This window comes from Croceicoccus hydrothermalis (assembly GCF_022378335.1).
GTDB classification, from domain to species: domain Bacteria; phylum Pseudomonadota; class Alphaproteobacteria; order Sphingomonadales; family Sphingomonadaceae; genus Croceicoccus; species Croceicoccus hydrothermalis.
This window is the reverse complement of the sequence record NZ_JAIQCI010000006.1, coordinates 207625-223542: the sequence shown is the minus strand read 5'-3', so window position 1 is coordinate 223542 and position 15918 is coordinate 207625. Positions and strand designations below refer to the sequence as shown.

Here is a 15918-nt window from a genome sequence, read left to right as displayed (position 1 = left end):
ACGGGACATCGCGTAAGCTGTTCCGTCTCTTTCCTTAATGTTCCTGTTTTGTTCGTGGCGGTCAAGCGCAAATTGCGGCGGGGCGGGTTCCTTGTCCGACAAACCGAAAGTGCCGATCTGCCTCTTTGTCCTTTGCAACGCGGCCGCTTTCGGTTAAGGGCGCGTCGTTCGCGTTTCTTGCCGACGGGCAGGGGGCGCGGACATTCTAACTCCACATGGTCGGCACACATACCGGTGCCGTGGGCGCGATGCCCCGGTTCCCGCTGGCCAGAGGCTCAACCGGAAAGGAATTCCCTATGGCGTCCACTGGCGTCACCATGCAGCAATTGATCGAGGCCGGCGCGCATTTCGGCCACCAGACCCACCGCTGGAACCCGCGGATGAAGCCGTATATCTTCGGCGCCCGCAACGGTGTTCACATCATCGACCTGTCGCAGACGGTTCCGCTGTTTCAGCGTGCGCTCGATTTCGTATCCTCGACCGTGCAGGCCGGCGGCAAGGTGCTTTTTGTCGGCACCAAGCGCCAGGCGCAGGACCCGATCCGCGAAGCGGCGCTGGCGAGCGGTCAGTATTTCGTCAACCACCGCTGGCTGGGCGGGATGCTCACCAACTGGCAGACGATTTCGAAGTCGATCAAGAAGCTGAAGACCATCGAGGAGCAGCTTTCGGGCGACACGTCCGGGCTGACCAAGAAGGAAATCCTCGACATGACGCGCAAGCGGGACAAGCTTGAACTGTCGCTCGGCGGCATTCGCGACATGGGCGGCATTCCCGACGTGATGTTCGTGATCGACGCCAATGTCGAGGAGCTCGCCATCAAGGAAGCCAACGTGCTCGGCATTCCGGTCGTCGCCGTGCTCGACACCAATGTCGATCCCTCGGGCATCGCCTTTCCGATCCCGGCGAACGACGACGCCAGCCGCGCCGTGCGCCTGTATTGCGACGCCATTGCCGACGCCGCGACGAAGGGCAATGCCAAGGGCATCGCCGATTCGGGTGCCGACATCGGCGCGATGGACGAGCCGGTCGCCGAAGACGCGACCGCTTGATTTTACCGTGACGTCGGGGCGGTCGTCGCCCTGACGCATTCATGATCCAGCCCGCCGGGGACCGTCGCCAGACGCCCCGGCGGCACATCATTTTAAGAAAAGGGTAAACGCCATGGCTGCTTATACCGCCGCTGACGTGAAGAACCTGCGCGAGAAGACCGGCGCGGGCATGATGGATTGCAAGAAGGCTCTGGAAGAGACCGGCGGCGATATCGAAGGCGCCGTCGACTTCCTGCGCGCAAAGGGTCTTGCCGCCGCGCAGAAGAAGTCCAGCCGCACCGCGGCAGAGGGCCTGGTCGGTGTCGCGGTCGAGGGCACGCGCGGCGTTGCCGTCGAAGTGAACTCCGAAACCGATTTCGTCGCCAAGAACGACCAGTTCCAGGACTTCGTGCGCAAGGTGACCGAGCTTGGCCTCAAGACCGACGGCGACGATGTCGAGACACTGAAATCCGCCGAATATCCCGATGGCGGTTCGGTGCAGGACAAGCTTACCAACAATATCGCCACGATCGGCGAGAATCAGTCGATCCGCCGCATGAAGACGGTGCAGGTGTCGAACGGCGTCGTCGTGCCCTACATGCACAATGCGGTTGCCGACGGCCTCGGCAAGATCGGCGTGCTGGTCGCGCTCGAAAGCGATGCGGGTGCGGACGTTCTCGAACCGCTGGGCAAGCAACTCGCGATGCACATCGCCGCCGCGTTCCCGCAGGCGCTGACCGCCGATGACCTCGACGCCGAGGTGATCGAGCGTGAACGCGCCATCGCGCGTGAGAAGGCTGCCGAAAGCGGCAAGCCCGAAAACGTGCAGGAAAAGATGGTCGACGGTGCCGTCGCCAAGTTCGCCAAGGAAAACGCGCTGCTCAGCCAGGTTTTCGTGATGGACAACAAGACGCCTGTCGCACAGGTCGTCGAAAAGGCCGGCAAGGATGCGGGCACGAAGATCGTGCTGAAGGATTTCGTCCGCTTCCAGCTGGGCGAAGGCATCGAGAAGGAAGAGAGCGACTTCGCCGCCGAGGTGGCTGCTGCCGCCGGCGTCTGATCGCATCTTTCCATCCAAACGCAGGAGGGCCCGGGGCATTGCGCTCCCGGCCCTTTTTCGTGGCCGCGTCCGGTGCGGCCCGGCTTTCCCTTTGCGCGAAGGCGGCGGTGGGGTTAAGGAGCGGCTTCACCCCAGAATCGAGCGGAACCCGTCCTTCCCATGGCCCTACCCCAATATAAGCGCATCCTTCTCAAGCTTTCGGGCGAGGTATTGATGGGCAATCAGCAATTCGGCATCGACACCGAATATGTCGATCGCCTTGCCGAAGAGGTGGTCGCGGCAAAGAACACGGGGCTTGAAATCTGTCTTGTCATCGGCGGCGGCAATATCTTTCGCGGGATGGCGGGCGCGGCCAAGGGGATGGACCGCGCACAGGCCGATTACATGGGCATGCTGGCGACGGTGATGAATGCGCTCGCGATGCAGAGCAGCCTTGAAAAGCTGGGCGTGTCGACACGCGTGCAATCCGCGATCCAGATGGATGCGGTGTGCGAACCGGTCATTCGCCGCCGCGCCGAACGCCACCTTGAAAAGGGGCGCGTGGTCATCTTTGCCGCCGGTGTCGGCAGCCCGTATTTCACCACCGATTCCGGTGCGGCCCTGCGCGCGGCCGAAATGAACTGTCACGCCTTGTTCAAGGGCACCAGCGTGGACGGCGTGTACGACGCCGACCCGAAGAAGGACGCGAACGCCACCCGTTACGATCAGGTCGGCTATGACCGCGTTCTGGCCGACAATCTCAAGGTAATGGACGCATCCGCGGTCGCACTGTGCCGCGACAACCAGATCCCCATCATCGTGTTTTCCATTCGCGAGCGCGGCAATCTTGCCCGCGTGCTCGCCGGCGAAGGCACGCAGACCATCGTGGGCGAGGCGGCGTAACACCCGCACGCCCGACAAAGGATCCAAGAGAGGAATCAAGACGATGCCCAAATATGACAAGGCCGATCTGGAACGCCGGATGGACGGCGCCGTGGATTCGCTGAAAAGCGATCTTGCCGGTCTGCGCACGGGCCGCGCGAACACCACCCTGCTCGATCCCGTCGTGGTCGAGGTGTATGGCGCGAACATGCCGTTGAACCAGGTGGCGACCGTTTCGGCCCCCGATCCCCGCATGTTGAGCGTGCAGGTGTGGGACAAGTCGAACATGACGCCGGTTGAAAAGGCGATCCGCTCGGCAGGCCTCGGCCTTAACCCGATGGTCGACGGGCAGAACATCCGCCTGCCGATCCCCGACCTGACCGAGGAGCGGCGCAAGGAGCTGGCCAAGCTCGCCGGCAAATATGCCGAAGGCGCCAAGATCGCGATCCGCAACGTGCGCCGCGACGGGATGGAAGCGCTCAAGACCGACGAGAAGAAGAAGGAAATCTCCGAGGACGACCGCAAGCGCCTCGAAGACGAGGTCCAGAAGATGACCGATACCCATATCGCCGAGGTTGATAAGGCAGCCGAGGCGAAGGAGAAGGAAATCATGAGCCAGTGAGCGCGAATGCGCCACGATCCCGGCCGGTTGCGGGCGAGGCGGGCGGCATGGCCGATGGCCCGCGCCATGTTGCCATCATCATGGATGGTAACGGGCGCTGGGCCCGGCAACGTCATCTGCCGCGTGCCATGGGCCACAAGCGCGGGGTCGAGGCGGTCCGCAACCTGCTGCGCGGGGTGCGGGGCATGGGGCTCGAGGCGCTCACGCTTTATGCGTTCAGTTCGGAAAACTGGCGCCGGCCGGCGGACGAGATCGACGATCTCACCCGCTTGATGAAGCATTTCATCCGGTCCGACCTCGATGAAATCGCCGCGAATGGTGTGCGGCTGAAGATCATCGGCGATCATTCCGCATTCGACGAGGAAGCGGTCGCGCTGATCGACGGGGCGTTGACGCGCACGGCGGGCAACACCGGCACTACGCTCGCCATCGCTCTCAATTACGGGGGGCAGCAGGAAATCGTGCGCGCCGCCCGCGCCGCCGCGGCGCAGGGCGAGATTACCGAGGACACGCTCGCCGCCCATCTCGACACGGCCGACATGCCGCCGCTCGACCTGCTCATTCGCACGTCGGGCGAAATCCGGCTGTCCAATTTCCTCTTGTGGCAATCGGCCTATGCCGAATTGTCCTTTACCGACGTGTTGTGGCCCGATTTCACCGTCGATCACCTTCGGCAGGCGGTCGCGCAATTTGCCGGGCGGGAGCGTCGTTTTGGCGGACGGTGAGATGAAATCCCCCGCCGTCCGGCCCGAAGGACGGCGCAAGACCGACCTTCCCGTGCGCGCGGCGAGCGCGATCATCATGCTGGCGATCGCCGCCATTGCCTTGTGGCGGGGGGGCTGGGTGCTCGACCTGCTGATCATTGCGGTCGCGGGCGTGACGCTCTGGGAATGGCAGAGGCTTGTCCGGCGCTGGCAGTTGCGGTTTTCGGCCGCACTGGTGTGGCTGGCGGCGGGCGCGTTCTATATCGGAACGGCGGCGTGGCTGGCGGTGGCGATGGACGCGTGGCTCTTCGTTTTCGCGCTCGGCGTGACGGTGATGACCGATACGGGCGCCTATTTTACCGGGCGCGCGATCGGCGGGCCGAAGATCGCCCCGCGCATCAGCCCGTCGAAAACATGGGCCGGGCTCGTTGGGGGCATGATCGGGGCGGCGGCATGGTGCTGTTTCGGGCTGGCCTTCATCGGTTCGCTCGCGGCCTCGCTCACGAGCGGGAACGCGACGCATGGACTTGGCACCAAGGACTTCGCGCTTGCCGCGTTGATCGGGGCGGTGCTTGCCGTGTCGGCGCAGGCCGGCGATTTTTTCGAAAGCTGGATGAAACGGCGGGCCAAGGTGAAGGACAGCTCCACGCTCATCCCCGGCCATGGCGGCCTTTTCGACCGGACCGACGGCATGTTGCCGGTGCTGCTCCTGATCGGTCTCCTGCACGAAATGGTGTTATAGGCGCATATGGAAAAGCCTTTGGGGGAGCATATGCGCAGCATCGCGATATTGGGCGCGACGGGGTCGGTCGGCGCCTCGACTCTGGATCTCGTGCGGCGCAATCGTGATGCGTGGCGCGTCACCGTGCTGACCGCGAATGAAAGCGTGGAGGGGCTGGCGGCGCTCGCCCGCGAATTCGCGCCCGATATCGCGGTGGTCGCGGACGAGGCGCGTCTTGCCGAATTGCGCGCGGCCCTTGCGGGTAGCGGCATCGAATGCGCGGCTGGCGCGGATGCGTTGAACGAGGCCGCGGCGCGGGGCGCCGACCTTACCGTCGCGGCGATCGTGGGGTGCGCAGGACTTGCGCCTGTCATGGCCGCGATCGAACGGGGCGGCACGATCGCGCTCGCCAACAAGGAAGCACTGGTGTCCGCAGGCGAGGTGATGACCGCCGCCGTCGCGCGCCGCGGTGCGACGCTGCTGCCGGTGGATTCCGAACATAATGCCATTTTCCAATGTCTTCAGGGCAATCGCCTGTCGGAGGTGCGATCCATCACCCTGACCGCGAGCGGCGGTCCGTTTCGCGACAGTAGCCGCGAAGAGATCGAGGCCGCAACCCCGGCACAGGCGGTCGCGCATCCGAACTGGGACATGGGCGCCAAGATCAGCGTCGATTCCGCCACCATGATGAACAAGGGGCTGGAGCTGATCGAGGCGTTTCATCTGTTCCCGGTCGGTCTCGATAAATTGCGGATCATCGTGCACCCGCAATCGGTCGTGCATTCGATGGTGGAATATCGCGACGGTTCCACGCTGGCGCAGCTTGGCCCGTCCGACATGCGCGTGCCGATCGCCAGCGCGCTGGCATGGCCGCGGCGCATGGATACGCCGATGGGTTCGCTCGACCTTGCCGCGGTCGGGCGGCTCGACTTTCGCGCGCCGGACGAGGATCTGTTTCCCGCCACCCGCCTCGCGCGCGAGGCATGCGCCCATGGCGGCGCGGCACCGGCGATCCTCAACGCGGCGAACGAAATTGCCGTGGCGGCCTTCCTGTCCGGTCAGATCGGGTTCACCCGCATTGCGGCAATGGTGGCCGATATGTTGAATGATGGTCCCATGCCCACAGCGCCCGGAACGCTGGACGATGTCCTGGCGATCGATGCGGATGCGCGTCGCCGGGCGGGCGAAATGTTACAGACCGTCTGATGTTCGACAGCGCCAATATCTTTACTGCAATATTGGGCTTCGTCCTCGTGCTCGGCCCTCTGGTCGTGCTGCACGAGCTCGGCCACTATCTTGTCGGGCGGTGGTTCGGTGTGAAGGCGGAGGCGTTTTCCGTCGGCTTCGGCAAGGAACTGGCCGGATTTACCGATTCGCGGGGGACGCGCTGGAAATTGTCGGCGCTTCCGCTGGGCGGATATGTGCAGTTCGCCGGCGACATGAACCCGGCGAGCCAGCCGGGGCAGGAATGGCTCGACCTCCCGCCACAGGAGCGCGAACGCACGTTTCAGGCCCGAACTCTGGGGCAGCGGGCGTGGATCGTGGCGGCCGGGCCGCTCACCAACCTTTTGATCGCGATACTGATCCTCGGCGGTTTCAGCCTCGCTTATGGCAAGATGGTGGCCGAGCCCGTCGTCGGCGGTTTCGTCGAAGGATCGCCCGCCGCCGCCGCCGGGCTGGAGCTTGGCGACCGGATCGTCGCGATCGAAGGCCGGCGGATCGATGGGTTCGAGGAGGTGCGCGACAGCGTGCTCCCCTATCCTGGCGAAGACATCACGCTCACGGTCGAACGCGACGGCCGCGAATTCACCACCGACATGACCATCGGCCTCCACGTGGAGGAGGATCGGTTCGGCAATACGTTCCGCATGGGGCAGATCGGCGTCTTTTCAGATACGGGAGAATTGCGCGATGTGGGACCGGCCGAAGCGGTCGGCATCGGCATTACCGAAACGGGTAAACTGCTCAAGCTTTCGGTGGTCGGCATCTGGCAGATCATATCGGGCCGCCGTCCGATCGAAGAGCTCGGCGGGCCGATCAAGATCGCCAAGTTTTCGGGCGAACAGCTGGTCTCCGGGTGGCAGAGCTTCGTCTATTTCATCGCCATGATCTCAATTAACTTGGCATTCATTAACCTTTTGCCAATTCCCGTTCTCGACGGCGGGCATCTCGCTTTTTACGCGGCAGAGGCGGTGCGCCGCCGACCCGTTTCGCAAGCGACGCAGGAACTGGCCTTCCGGACCGGGCTGGCGTTTGTCCTGGCCCTGATGGTTGTCGTGACCTTCATCGATCTGGCCTCGCTGGATCTGTTCGGGAGTTGAGGCGGGAAGACGGTTGGCACACAGGTTTCGGTGCGGTTCGCCGCTCGCTCGGCTTGATTGACGCAGGCGCATCGGGCAAGGGCGGCGGTCAATTCTGAGACGGAAACGGCAATTCGCAGGCTGAAACGGAACGGATCGGCCGCACTGGTCGCCCGCACCGGGCCGATCGAAGGGGCATCATCGCGGTTGCAGCGGCATGGATCGCCGCCAGGCGCGGGTTACGAATAAAGTGACGGGATAGATAGTGACAGCAAGCCTTAATTCGGGACGAAAGCCCCTTTCCACCTTCGCGCCGCGCATGGCCTCGATGGCGTTTGCGCTCATGGCGGGAACGGCCTTGTCCGCCGTGCCCGCCGCGGCGCAGGACGCGCCCGCCGATCCGTCCGCCACGCCGCAGCAGGTCGCGCCGGCGACCGCGCCGCAGGGGCAGATCATCCGGACAATCAGCGTTTCGGGTGCGCAGCGGCTCGAGCCGCAGACGATCCTGTCCTATATCTCCATGCGTCCGGGCGAACCCTATACCACGGCCAAGGCCGATGCCGCGCTGCGCGACCTCTATGCCACCGAATTGTTCAGCGACGTGCGCATCGGGCAGGACAATGGTAATGTCGTGATCGAGGTGCAGGAAAACCCGGTCATCAACCGCATCGTGCTCGAAGGCAACAAGCGGCTGAAGAACGACAAGATCCTTCCCGAGATCCGGCTGGCGCCGCGGCAGATCTATACCCGTTCGAAGGTGCGCGCCGATGTTGCCCGCATTATCGAGCTGTACAAGCGGCAGGGGCGCTTTGCCGCCACGGTCGAGCCGCAGGCCGTGATGCTCGATCAGAACCGCGTCGATATCGTCTTTGAAATTACCGAAGGCCCGAAATCGAAGGTCCGCCAGATCAATATCATCGGGAACGAGCAGTTTTCCGACGGCGAGCTGCGCGGCGAGATGCTGACGAAGCAGACCGGTTTCCTCACCTTCCTGACCGGCAATACCAGCTACGATCCCGACAAGCTCGCCTTCGATCAGCAGAACCTGCGCCGGTTCTATCTCACGCAAGGCTATGCCGATTTCCGCGTGGTATCGGCCGTGGCCGAGCTGACCCCCGATCGCAAGGATTTCATCATCACCTACGTGGTGGAGGAAGGCGAGCGGTACAGGTTCGGCGATGTCGAGGTGGAAAGCGAGATTCGCGATTTCGACGATGCCGCGCTGACCGCGACGCTGCCGATGAAGACCGGCGACTGGTACAATGCCGAGCAGGTCGAGAACACGATCGAAAGCCTGGCCGAGACGATCGGCGCGTTCGGCTATGCGTTCGGCGAGGTGCAGCCGCGCTACAATCCGAACCGCGAAGACCTGACGATGGACGTCACGTTCCAGATCGCGGAGGCGCCGCGCGTCTATGTCGAGCGGATCGACATCAACGGCAATACGCTGACGCAGGACAAGGTCATCCGCCGCGAGTTCCGGCTTGCCGAAGGGGACGCGTTCAATTCGCTTCAGGTGCGCCGGTCCACCGCGCGCATCAATTCGCTGGGCTATTTTCAGGAAAATTTCGAGGTCGAGCAAGGGCCGGGCAGCGCGCCCGACCGCGTCGTGCTGACCGCCAATGTCGAGGAACGGCCGACCGGCGAACTTCAGCTTTCGGCCGGTTTTTCCAGTCTCGAACGATTCATTCTCCAAGGTTCGATCCGGCAGAACAATTTCCGCGGTCGCGGGCAGTCGGTTGGCCTTTCGCTCAACTATTCGCGCTTTTCCAAATCGGCGCAGGTGAGCTTTACCGAACCGTACGTGTTCGATTCCAACATCTCGTTCGGCGCGGACATCTACCGCCGCGATTTCAACAGCTTCAACCGCTTCAACAACAGCCGCAACACCACCTACGAAAACAGCTCGACCGGGTTTTCGGTGCGCGCCGGTACCGCGCTTAGCGAGTATATGCAGTTCATCGGCCGCTACACGCTTCAGGTCGAGGACGTGACGCTGGGACAGCAATATTTCGCCGATCTCGATGGCGACGGCGTGCGGACCTGCGAACCGCTCATCGCCGGGCGCTATCTTTGCGATGCTTTGGGCAAGCGGACGAGTTCGATCCTGGGTGCATCGCTGGTCTATGACACGCTCAACAACCGGCTGCGGCCCTCTGCCGGGCATCGGGTCGTGCTGAACGGTGATTTTGCCGGGTTGGGCGGTTCGGTGAAATATCTGCGCGGGAAGCTTAACGCCTCGAAATTCTGGGGCGTGGGCTCGGGCTTCATCTTTTCGCTGCAGGGCGAGGGCGGCTATATTCACGCGCTCAGCGACCGGGCGGGCGCGAATATCGACGATGTCCGCCTTACCGACCGCTTCTTCCTCGGCAATCCGCAGATGCGCGGTTTCGACATTCGCGGGGTCGGCCCGCGCGTCATTCGCAAGCCCTTACTGGACACCGATGGCGACGGCATTTTCGAAACGGTCAGCGACAATCGCGACACCTGGACCGATGACGCGCTGGGCGGCCGGGCCTATTACCTCGGCCGGGCAGAGCTTGAGATTCCGCTCGGCTCCGGTGCGCGCGAACTGGGGCTGCGGCCGTCGATCTTCGTCGATGCCGGTGCGGTGTTCGGCCTGACCGATCCTGTCACCCAAAGCTTCGATCAGCCGCTCTATGCGCAGCGTGTCGATGCCAATGGCGACCCGCTCGACGATATCATCTACACCAATGATCCGGTGGCGCCCGATGGCGAAACGCAGAATCAGCGGATCGTCAGCCCCTTCACCGAACAATTCCTGGGCGACACTCCGAAACCGCGCGTCGCGGTGGGTATCGGCGTCAACTGGAATTCTCCCTTCGGACCGCTTCGCATCGACCTGTCGAAGGCTCTCTTGAAAGAAGAGGGCGACGATCCGAGGACATTTTCCTTCAACGTAGGAACGCAATTCTGATGAAAAACACGACCAAGCTTTTCGCCGCCGCGCTGATGGCCGGCGCTCTGCCCACCGCGGCGCTGACCGCCGTGCCTGCGTCCGCGCAGGTCGTGCAGGGTATCGGCATCGCCAATCCCGACGCGATCGTCGTCAATACCGCGGCCTTCCGCACGGCGGAACAGCAGCGGCAGACGACCTACGCTCCGCAGATGCAGCAGGCCGAACAGCGCCGCGCCCAGATCGCGCAGCAGCTTCAGCCACTGTATCAGCAGATTCAGACCGCGAGCCAGCAGGCCAACCCCAATCAGCAGCAATTGCAGCAGCAGGCCGCACAGATTCAGCAGATCGAGCAGCAGGCGCAGGCCGAATTGCAGCAGATCATGCAGCCCGTTGCGCTGTCGCGCGCCTATGTGCTCGAACAGCTCAGCGAGCAGTTCAACACCGCGCTCACCAATGTGAAGCAGCGCAAGCGTCTGACGCTTATCCTAACGCCGGATTCGGTGCTCGACGCGGATCAGGCCTACAACATCAATCAGGATGTCGTGAACGAGATGGATCGCCTGGTGCCCAGCGTGCAGATCGTGCCGCCGGCCGGCTGGCTCCCGCGTGCACAGCGCGAAGCACAGGCACAGGCCGCGCAGCAGCAGCCGCAGCAGGGCAACGCCGCCGCGACCGGCGGCCGCTAAGGCACGGGGACGAGTGAGGCAAGGGGACTGGGCATGAGCGAGACGACCGGGTTCGACCACGCGCGCATTCTTGAACTTCTGCCGCATCGCTATCCGATGCTGTTGGTGGACCGGGTCGTTTCGCTCGACCCCGAAAACGAAATCCACGCGGTGAAGGCGGTGTCCTTCAACGAGGATTTCTTTCAAGGGCATTTTCCCGGCCGGCCGATCATGCCCGGCGTGCTTCAGGTAGAGGCGCTGGCGCAGGCGGCGGGTATCCTCGCGGTGGAGGCGCTCGGCCTCGCCGGCACGGGCAAGCTCGTCTATTTCATGGCGATCGAGAATGCGAAATTCCGCGCCCCGGTGGAACCCGGCCATCTCCTCAACCTGCGCACCGGCTTCGTTCAGAAGCGCAAGCGTGTGTGCAAGTTCTGGGGCAAGGCCGACATCGACGGGAAGGTTACATGCGAAACCGAATTCACCGCGATGATCGCCGATTGATGAAAAGCCCCGGTTCTTACGCCGGGGCTCTTTCAATTGCATGCATCGCGGCGGTGACGCCGGATCAGAACAGCCCGTCGCGCCGCCGCCGGAAGGTGTAATTCACCGCGATGCCGCCGGTCCACTGGTCCTTGCTTCCGAACAGTTCGACCACGGGCGAATCGGCCGCATCGCCCACGAGCCGCTGATACCCTCCAAAGCCCATGACGCCCCACGGGCCGCCGAGCGCGAAATCCACGCTGACCACGCCGCCGGCCGATTGCAGGCCGCCGTCCGCATCATAGGCGGCAAATCCGCTTGCCGCCGATTCCTCCGGCGTGATGCCGAAATAGGCTTGGCTATGCGTGGAATCGCCATAGGTCACGCGCGGCCCCGCCGACACGACATAGCGATCCGCATCGCGCACGATGTAATCCAGCCCCGCCTGTCCGGTCCAGCCATCGTGCCCGCCGATCCCGCGGCGAAGCTCGACGAAGCTGTAGATGTTTTCGCTGATGTAAAGCTGCGCGGCGATGCCGGCCTCCACCGTGGTGCCGATGGTGCGAAGGCCGGGCGCGGTGTCCTCCTGCTTGCGGCTGTTGGTGATGGATGCCGTCGGGCCAAGATAGAGGCCGTCGAACTCGATCAGGGGAAAGCCGAAGCTTTCGGTCGGCGCTTCGAAGGCGAAATCTTCACCCTCCGCACGGCGGTCGATGTCGAAGAACGGTCCGACCCGTGCGCCGTCCGCGCCGGGGTAGGCGGGCTGAAACTGTGGGCCGATGCCGATCCGCACCTGCTCGAACTCGTCTGCGTCCTGCGCCTGTGCGGCGACCGGGATGATCGTGCCGGCCATGATCAGCACGGGCCAGATTCGGCATTTCACCATAAGTGTCCTTCTCGTTCGCGAATATCGGGCCATAAGAGCTTCTGGTCATGCTGTCACGCGCTGGCCTCTTTGCGGGATCCAAGTTTTGTTGCGGCCGCTTGCCAAGCGGGGCCGGACTGGCTAAGGGCGCGGGCTTGAACGAACAACCAGCCCCGCGCGTCCGGTCGGAACCGGGCGCGAATACGGAGACGACGCGATGAAGAACGACATTCACCCCGATTACCACATGATCACCGTCAAGATGACCGACGGCACCGAGTATCAGACCCGCTCCACCTGGGGCAACGAGGGTGATACTCTGACGCTCGAAATCGACCCGACCTCGCACCCGGCATGGACCGGCGGTCAGCGTCTGGTGAGCGAAGGCGGCCGGGTTGCGCGCTTCAACAAGCGTTTTGGCGGTCTTTCGCTCAAGAAATAACAGGCGCGGACATTGCTGTCCCACGCGCAAAAGGCGGTCCGCAAGGGCCGCCTTTTTCGTTACGCGCCCCCGGTAAATCTGATACGCTTCGGGAACCGCGCCGGGGCGCCTCTCGTCTCGTATGCGGAACGGATCCATCGAATGGAGTATGAGCGATGACCAGCCGCAAAGCCGAACCACGGGAATATCACGGGGCGGCGGGCGGCTTCGGCTCGTTGCAGGGCATTGCGCGCATCGAATTGAAAGAGCGCGCCGGGCCGGGCGCTGCGGAAACGCTTTATCGACAGAACAAGCCCGAAGGCTATATGTGCTCGTCCTGCGCCTGGGCGAAGCCGCCGAACCCGCATCTCGCCGAATTCTGCGAAAACGGGGCCAAGGCGACGCTCTGGGATCTGACCAGCGAGCGATGCACGCCCGCATGGATTTCGCGCCACACCGTGACCGAATTGCGCGAACGCAGCGGGTACGAGCTCGAAATGCGCGGCCGGCTGACCGAGCCGATGCGCTATGATGCCAAGACGGATCGCTATGTCCGCGCGAGCTGGGACGAGGCGTTTGACGCCATCGGCGCGCAGTTGCACCGGCTCGACCCCAAAACGGTGACCTTCTACGCCTCGGGCAAGGCGGCGCTCGAGCCGTCGTATCTCTATGCCGTGTTCGCGCGGGCCTATGGGCACAACAACCTGCCCGACAGCTCGAACATGTGCCATGAAACGACTTCGGTCGGTTTGAAGAAGGTCGTTGGATCGCCGGTCGGCACCTGCACCTTGCAGGATTTGGACCATTGCGACGCGATCTTCTACCTCGGCCAGAACCCCGGCACCAACAGCCCGCGTCTTCTGCGCCCGTTGATGCAGGCGGCGAAGCGCGGCTGCAAGATCATCACGTTCAATCCGCTGCGGGAGAAAGGCCTGCTCGAATTCATCGACCCGCAGGATCCGGTCGCAATGCTCACGCAAAATCCGACGAAGATGTCGCACATGTACATGCAGGTGAAGCCCGGCGGCGACATCGCGGCATTGATGGGCGTGATCAAGCGCGTGCTGGAAATCGACGACGAGGCGAAGGAAAAGGGTCTGGCGCGCACTCTGGACGAGGCATTCCTGGCCGAACATACGCATGGTTTCGATGCGCTGCGCCATACGGTGGAGAACACGGGCTGGGACGCGATCGAGCAGAATTCGGGCATCGCCCGCGCCGAGCTGGAGCGGGCGGGCGATGTCTATGCCGGGGCGAAGAATGTCATCGGCATCTATGGGATGGGGCTGACGCAGCATGTGCACGGATCGCAGGCGATCGGCATGCTGGTCAATCTCCTGCTGCTCAACGGCAATATCGGGCGGCAGGGTGCCGGCTGCACCCCGATCCGCGGCCACTCCAACGTGCAGGGGCAGCGCACCGTGGGCATTACGGAGAAGACGAAACTCGCCCCGGTGGAGAAATATCGCGAATTGCTCGACCTCGAAACGCCGGAGGAGGACGGCCACACCACGGTCGAATTCCTGGAGGCGCTGCTCGACGGGAGCAACAAGGGCTTTATCGGCCTCGGCGGCAATCTGGCGGAGGCGGTGCCCGATCACGAACGCGTCCACCGCGCCTGGGGCGAGATGGAGCTGACCGTGCATATCGCGACGAAGCTCAACAAGACGCATCTGATGCCGGGCAAATCTTCATGGATCCTGCCCTGCCTCGTCCGGGCGGAGGAGGACATGCAGGCAAGCGGCCCGCAGACCGTCACGATGGAGGACAGCTTCAGCCACATCTATGGCAGCATCGGGAAGCGCAAGCCGGCGAGCGAACATTTGAAAAGCGAAACGGCGATCGTCGCGGGGCTGGCGAAGGCGACGCTGGCCCACCGGGAAACGCGCAATCCAAAGCTCGCATGGGATGAATGGACCGGCGATTATGCCCGTATCCGCGACCTGATCGCGCATACGTTCCCGGACGAGTTCCATGACATGAACGGCCGGATGAACCAGCCCGGCGGCTTCTATCGCGGCAATGGCGCGCATGACCGCATCTGGAAAACCGAAAGCGGGAAGGCCGAATTTACCGATCCCACCGTGCTGAATGCCTGCGGGATCGGGGAGGCGGACGGCCGGTTCCACCTCGTGACGGTACGCTCCAACGATCAGTTCAACACGACGGTCTACGGCCATTCGGACCGGCTGCGCGGGCTGGAAGGGACGCGCATGATGGTGATGATAAACCCCGACGACATGGAGCGCCACGGCCTGAACGATGGGGATCTCGTAACGCTGATCGGCGATGCGGAGGATGACATGGAGCGCACGGTGCGCGGGTTGAAGGTGACGCCCTATCGTCTGCCGGACGGTTGCCTCGCGGGTTATTTTCCGGAGCTCAATCCGCTCGTCCCGCTGTGGTATCATGACAAGCTGTCGAAAACGCCCGCGTCGAAGGGCATTCCCGTCCGCATCGTGAAGGAATGACGGATGGACGCATGCCGGGTGGCACCGCGCCCGCCCGGTTTACGGAACATTTCGCCGACGGGCGACCTGCGCAGCGCGTGGATCGCCCGCTTCCCGGCGAGGTGCCGGTTGCGCTGGAATTCGACGGCGTGACATGGGCGGTCATGATGGCGACGCCCGAAGATCTATCCGATTATGCGCGCGGTTTTGCCATAGGCGAGGGGCTGATTCCGCCCGGTGCGCCCGCATTGACCGTCGATGTCGCGCAGATCGAGGATGGATGGATCGTTCGCGCGCGCCTTCCCGGTAGCGATGCGGCAGCCATGGCGGAACGGGTGCGGCGCCGGATCGGCGATTCAAGCTGCGGCCTGTGCGGCATGGACACCTTGGCCGAGGTGGCACGCCCGTTGCCGCTCGTCGCAATGCCGATACGGCCCGAACCCAGCTCCATTTTCCGCGCCGGCGCCCTGTTGCGCGCGCATCAGCCCATCGGCCGCGCGACCGGTGCCGCCCATGCCGCCGCGATCTGCACCATGGAGGGTGCCATCGAATGCGTGCGCGAGGACGTCGGTCGGCACAATGCCTTCGACAAGGCGATCGGCGCCTGGACCGCCGCCGGAATGGAACGGGGCGCGACCCCGCGTTTCGCGATGTTGAGCGCGCGATGCAGTTTCGAGCTGGTGGAAAAAGCGGTGCGCGGTGGGTTGAACGCGCTCGTCACGATTTCGGCACCGACCAGCATGGCGGTGGACCGCGCGCGGGATGCGGGGCTTCCGCTTTTCGTGCTGGCGCGCGGGGATTCGGTGCTCGAACTGACGTGA

General features: G+C 63.7%; 15 protein-coding genes. 14 read left to right on the top strand and 1 reads right to left on the bottom strand.

The genetic code is table 11. The annotated features are described in order from the left end of the window. The first annotated feature begins 296 nt into the window (after positions 1 to 296). The 11 genes from rpsB (at position 297) to fabZ (ending at position 11382) form a co-directional block, all read left to right on the top strand. Positions 297 to 1049, top strand: a complete 753-nt coding sequence (gene rpsB / locus K4G67_RS06460; protein ID WP_239805559.1) for a 30S ribosomal protein S2 — start codon at positions 297 to 299, stop codon at positions 1047 to 1049. 112 nt (positions 1050 to 1161) lie between these two features. After that, on the top strand, positions 1162 to 2088 hold the full coding sequence (gene tsf, locus K4G67_RS06455) for a translation elongation factor Ts (RefSeq protein WP_239805558.1): 927 nt from the start codon (positions 1162 to 1164) through the stop codon (positions 2086 to 2088). A 159-nt stretch (positions 2089 to 2247) separates the two neighbouring features. Continuing rightward, the gene (gene pyrH / locus K4G67_RS06450; RefSeq protein WP_202083995.1) at positions 2248 to 2970 is read left to right on the top strand and encodes a UMP kinase; all 723 of its coding nucleotides are present in this window, start codon (positions 2248 to 2250) and stop codon (positions 2968 to 2970) included. Between the two features lie 43 nt (positions 2971 to 3013). Then, positions 3014 to 3571, top strand: a complete 558-nt coding sequence (frr, locus tag K4G67_RS06445; RefSeq protein ID WP_239805557.1) for a ribosome recycling factor — start codon at positions 3014 to 3016, stop codon at positions 3569 to 3571. A 47-nt stretch (positions 3572 to 3618) separates the two neighbouring features. After that, on the top strand, positions 3619 to 4296 hold the full coding sequence (gene uppS / locus K4G67_RS06440; RefSeq protein ID WP_239805698.1) for a polyprenyl diphosphate synthase: 678 nt from the start codon (positions 3619 to 3621) through the stop codon (positions 4294 to 4296). Between the two features lies 1 nt (position 4297). Further along, positions 4298 to 5017 carry a phosphatidate cytidylyltransferase gene (locus tag K4G67_RS06435; protein WP_239805556.1) on the top strand — a complete coding sequence of 240 codons (720 nt, stop codon included), beginning with the start codon at positions 4298 to 4300 and terminating at the stop codon, positions 5015 to 5017. 30 nt (positions 5018 to 5047) lie between these two features. Continuing rightward, entirely contained in the window at positions 5048 to 6202 is a 1155-nt protein-coding gene (locus K4G67_RS06430; protein ID WP_239805697.1) for a 1-deoxy-D-xylulose-5-phosphate reductoisomerase, read from the top strand. Continuing rightward, entirely contained in the window at positions 6202 to 7317 is a 1116-nt protein-coding gene (gene rseP, locus K4G67_RS06425; RefSeq protein ID WP_239805555.1) for an RIP metalloprotease RseP, read from the top strand. Before K4G67_RS06430 ends, rseP begins: the two co-directional genes overlap by 1 nt. A 298-nt stretch (positions 7318 to 7615) precedes the next feature. Next, positions 7616 to 10234 (top strand): outer membrane protein assembly factor BamA, encoded by a 2619-nt coding sequence (bamA, locus tag K4G67_RS06420; RefSeq protein ID WP_239805696.1) that lies wholly within the window; start codon positions 7616 to 7618, stop codon positions 10232 to 10234. Next, a complete protein-coding gene (locus K4G67_RS06415) occupies positions 10234 to 10902 on the top strand; it encodes an OmpH family outer membrane protein (protein WP_239805554.1) in 669 nt (222 codons plus the stop codon). The genes bamA and K4G67_RS06415 overlap by 1 nt, the downstream gene beginning before the upstream one ends. 33 nt (positions 10903 to 10935) lie before the next feature. Then, entirely contained in the window at positions 10936 to 11382 is a 447-nt protein-coding gene (fabZ, locus tag K4G67_RS06410; RefSeq protein WP_239805553.1) for a 3-hydroxyacyl-ACP dehydratase FabZ, read from the top strand. A gap of 64 nt (positions 11383 to 11446) precedes the next feature. On the opposite strand, the gene K4G67_RS06405 is transcribed toward fabZ, so the two are convergent. After that, complete coding sequence (locus K4G67_RS06405) at positions 11447 to 12247, bottom strand: MipA/OmpV family protein (protein WP_239805552.1); 801 nt, start codon at positions 12245 to 12247, stop codon at positions 11447 to 11449. Positions 12248 to 12443: 196 nt separating this feature from the next. Between K4G67_RS06405 and rpmE the strand changes: the two genes are divergently transcribed. The 3 genes from rpmE to K4G67_RS06390 all read left to right on the top strand — a co-directional run bounded on the left by rpmE (position 12444) and on the right by K4G67_RS06390 (position 15918). Continuing rightward, a complete protein-coding gene (gene rpmE, locus K4G67_RS06400) occupies positions 12444 to 12668 on the top strand; it encodes a 50S ribosomal protein L31 (RefSeq protein WP_202084009.1) in 225 nt (74 codons plus the stop codon). A gap of 155 nt (positions 12669 to 12823) precedes the next feature. Further along, complete coding sequence (locus K4G67_RS06395) at positions 12824 to 15118, top strand: FdhF/YdeP family oxidoreductase (protein ID WP_239805551.1); 2295 nt, start codon at positions 12824 to 12826, stop codon at positions 15116 to 15118. A gap of 11 nt (positions 15119 to 15129) precedes the next feature. Next, a complete protein-coding gene (locus K4G67_RS06390; RefSeq protein ID WP_239805550.1) occupies positions 15130 to 15918 on the top strand; it encodes a formate dehydrogenase accessory sulfurtransferase FdhD in 789 nt (262 codons plus the stop codon).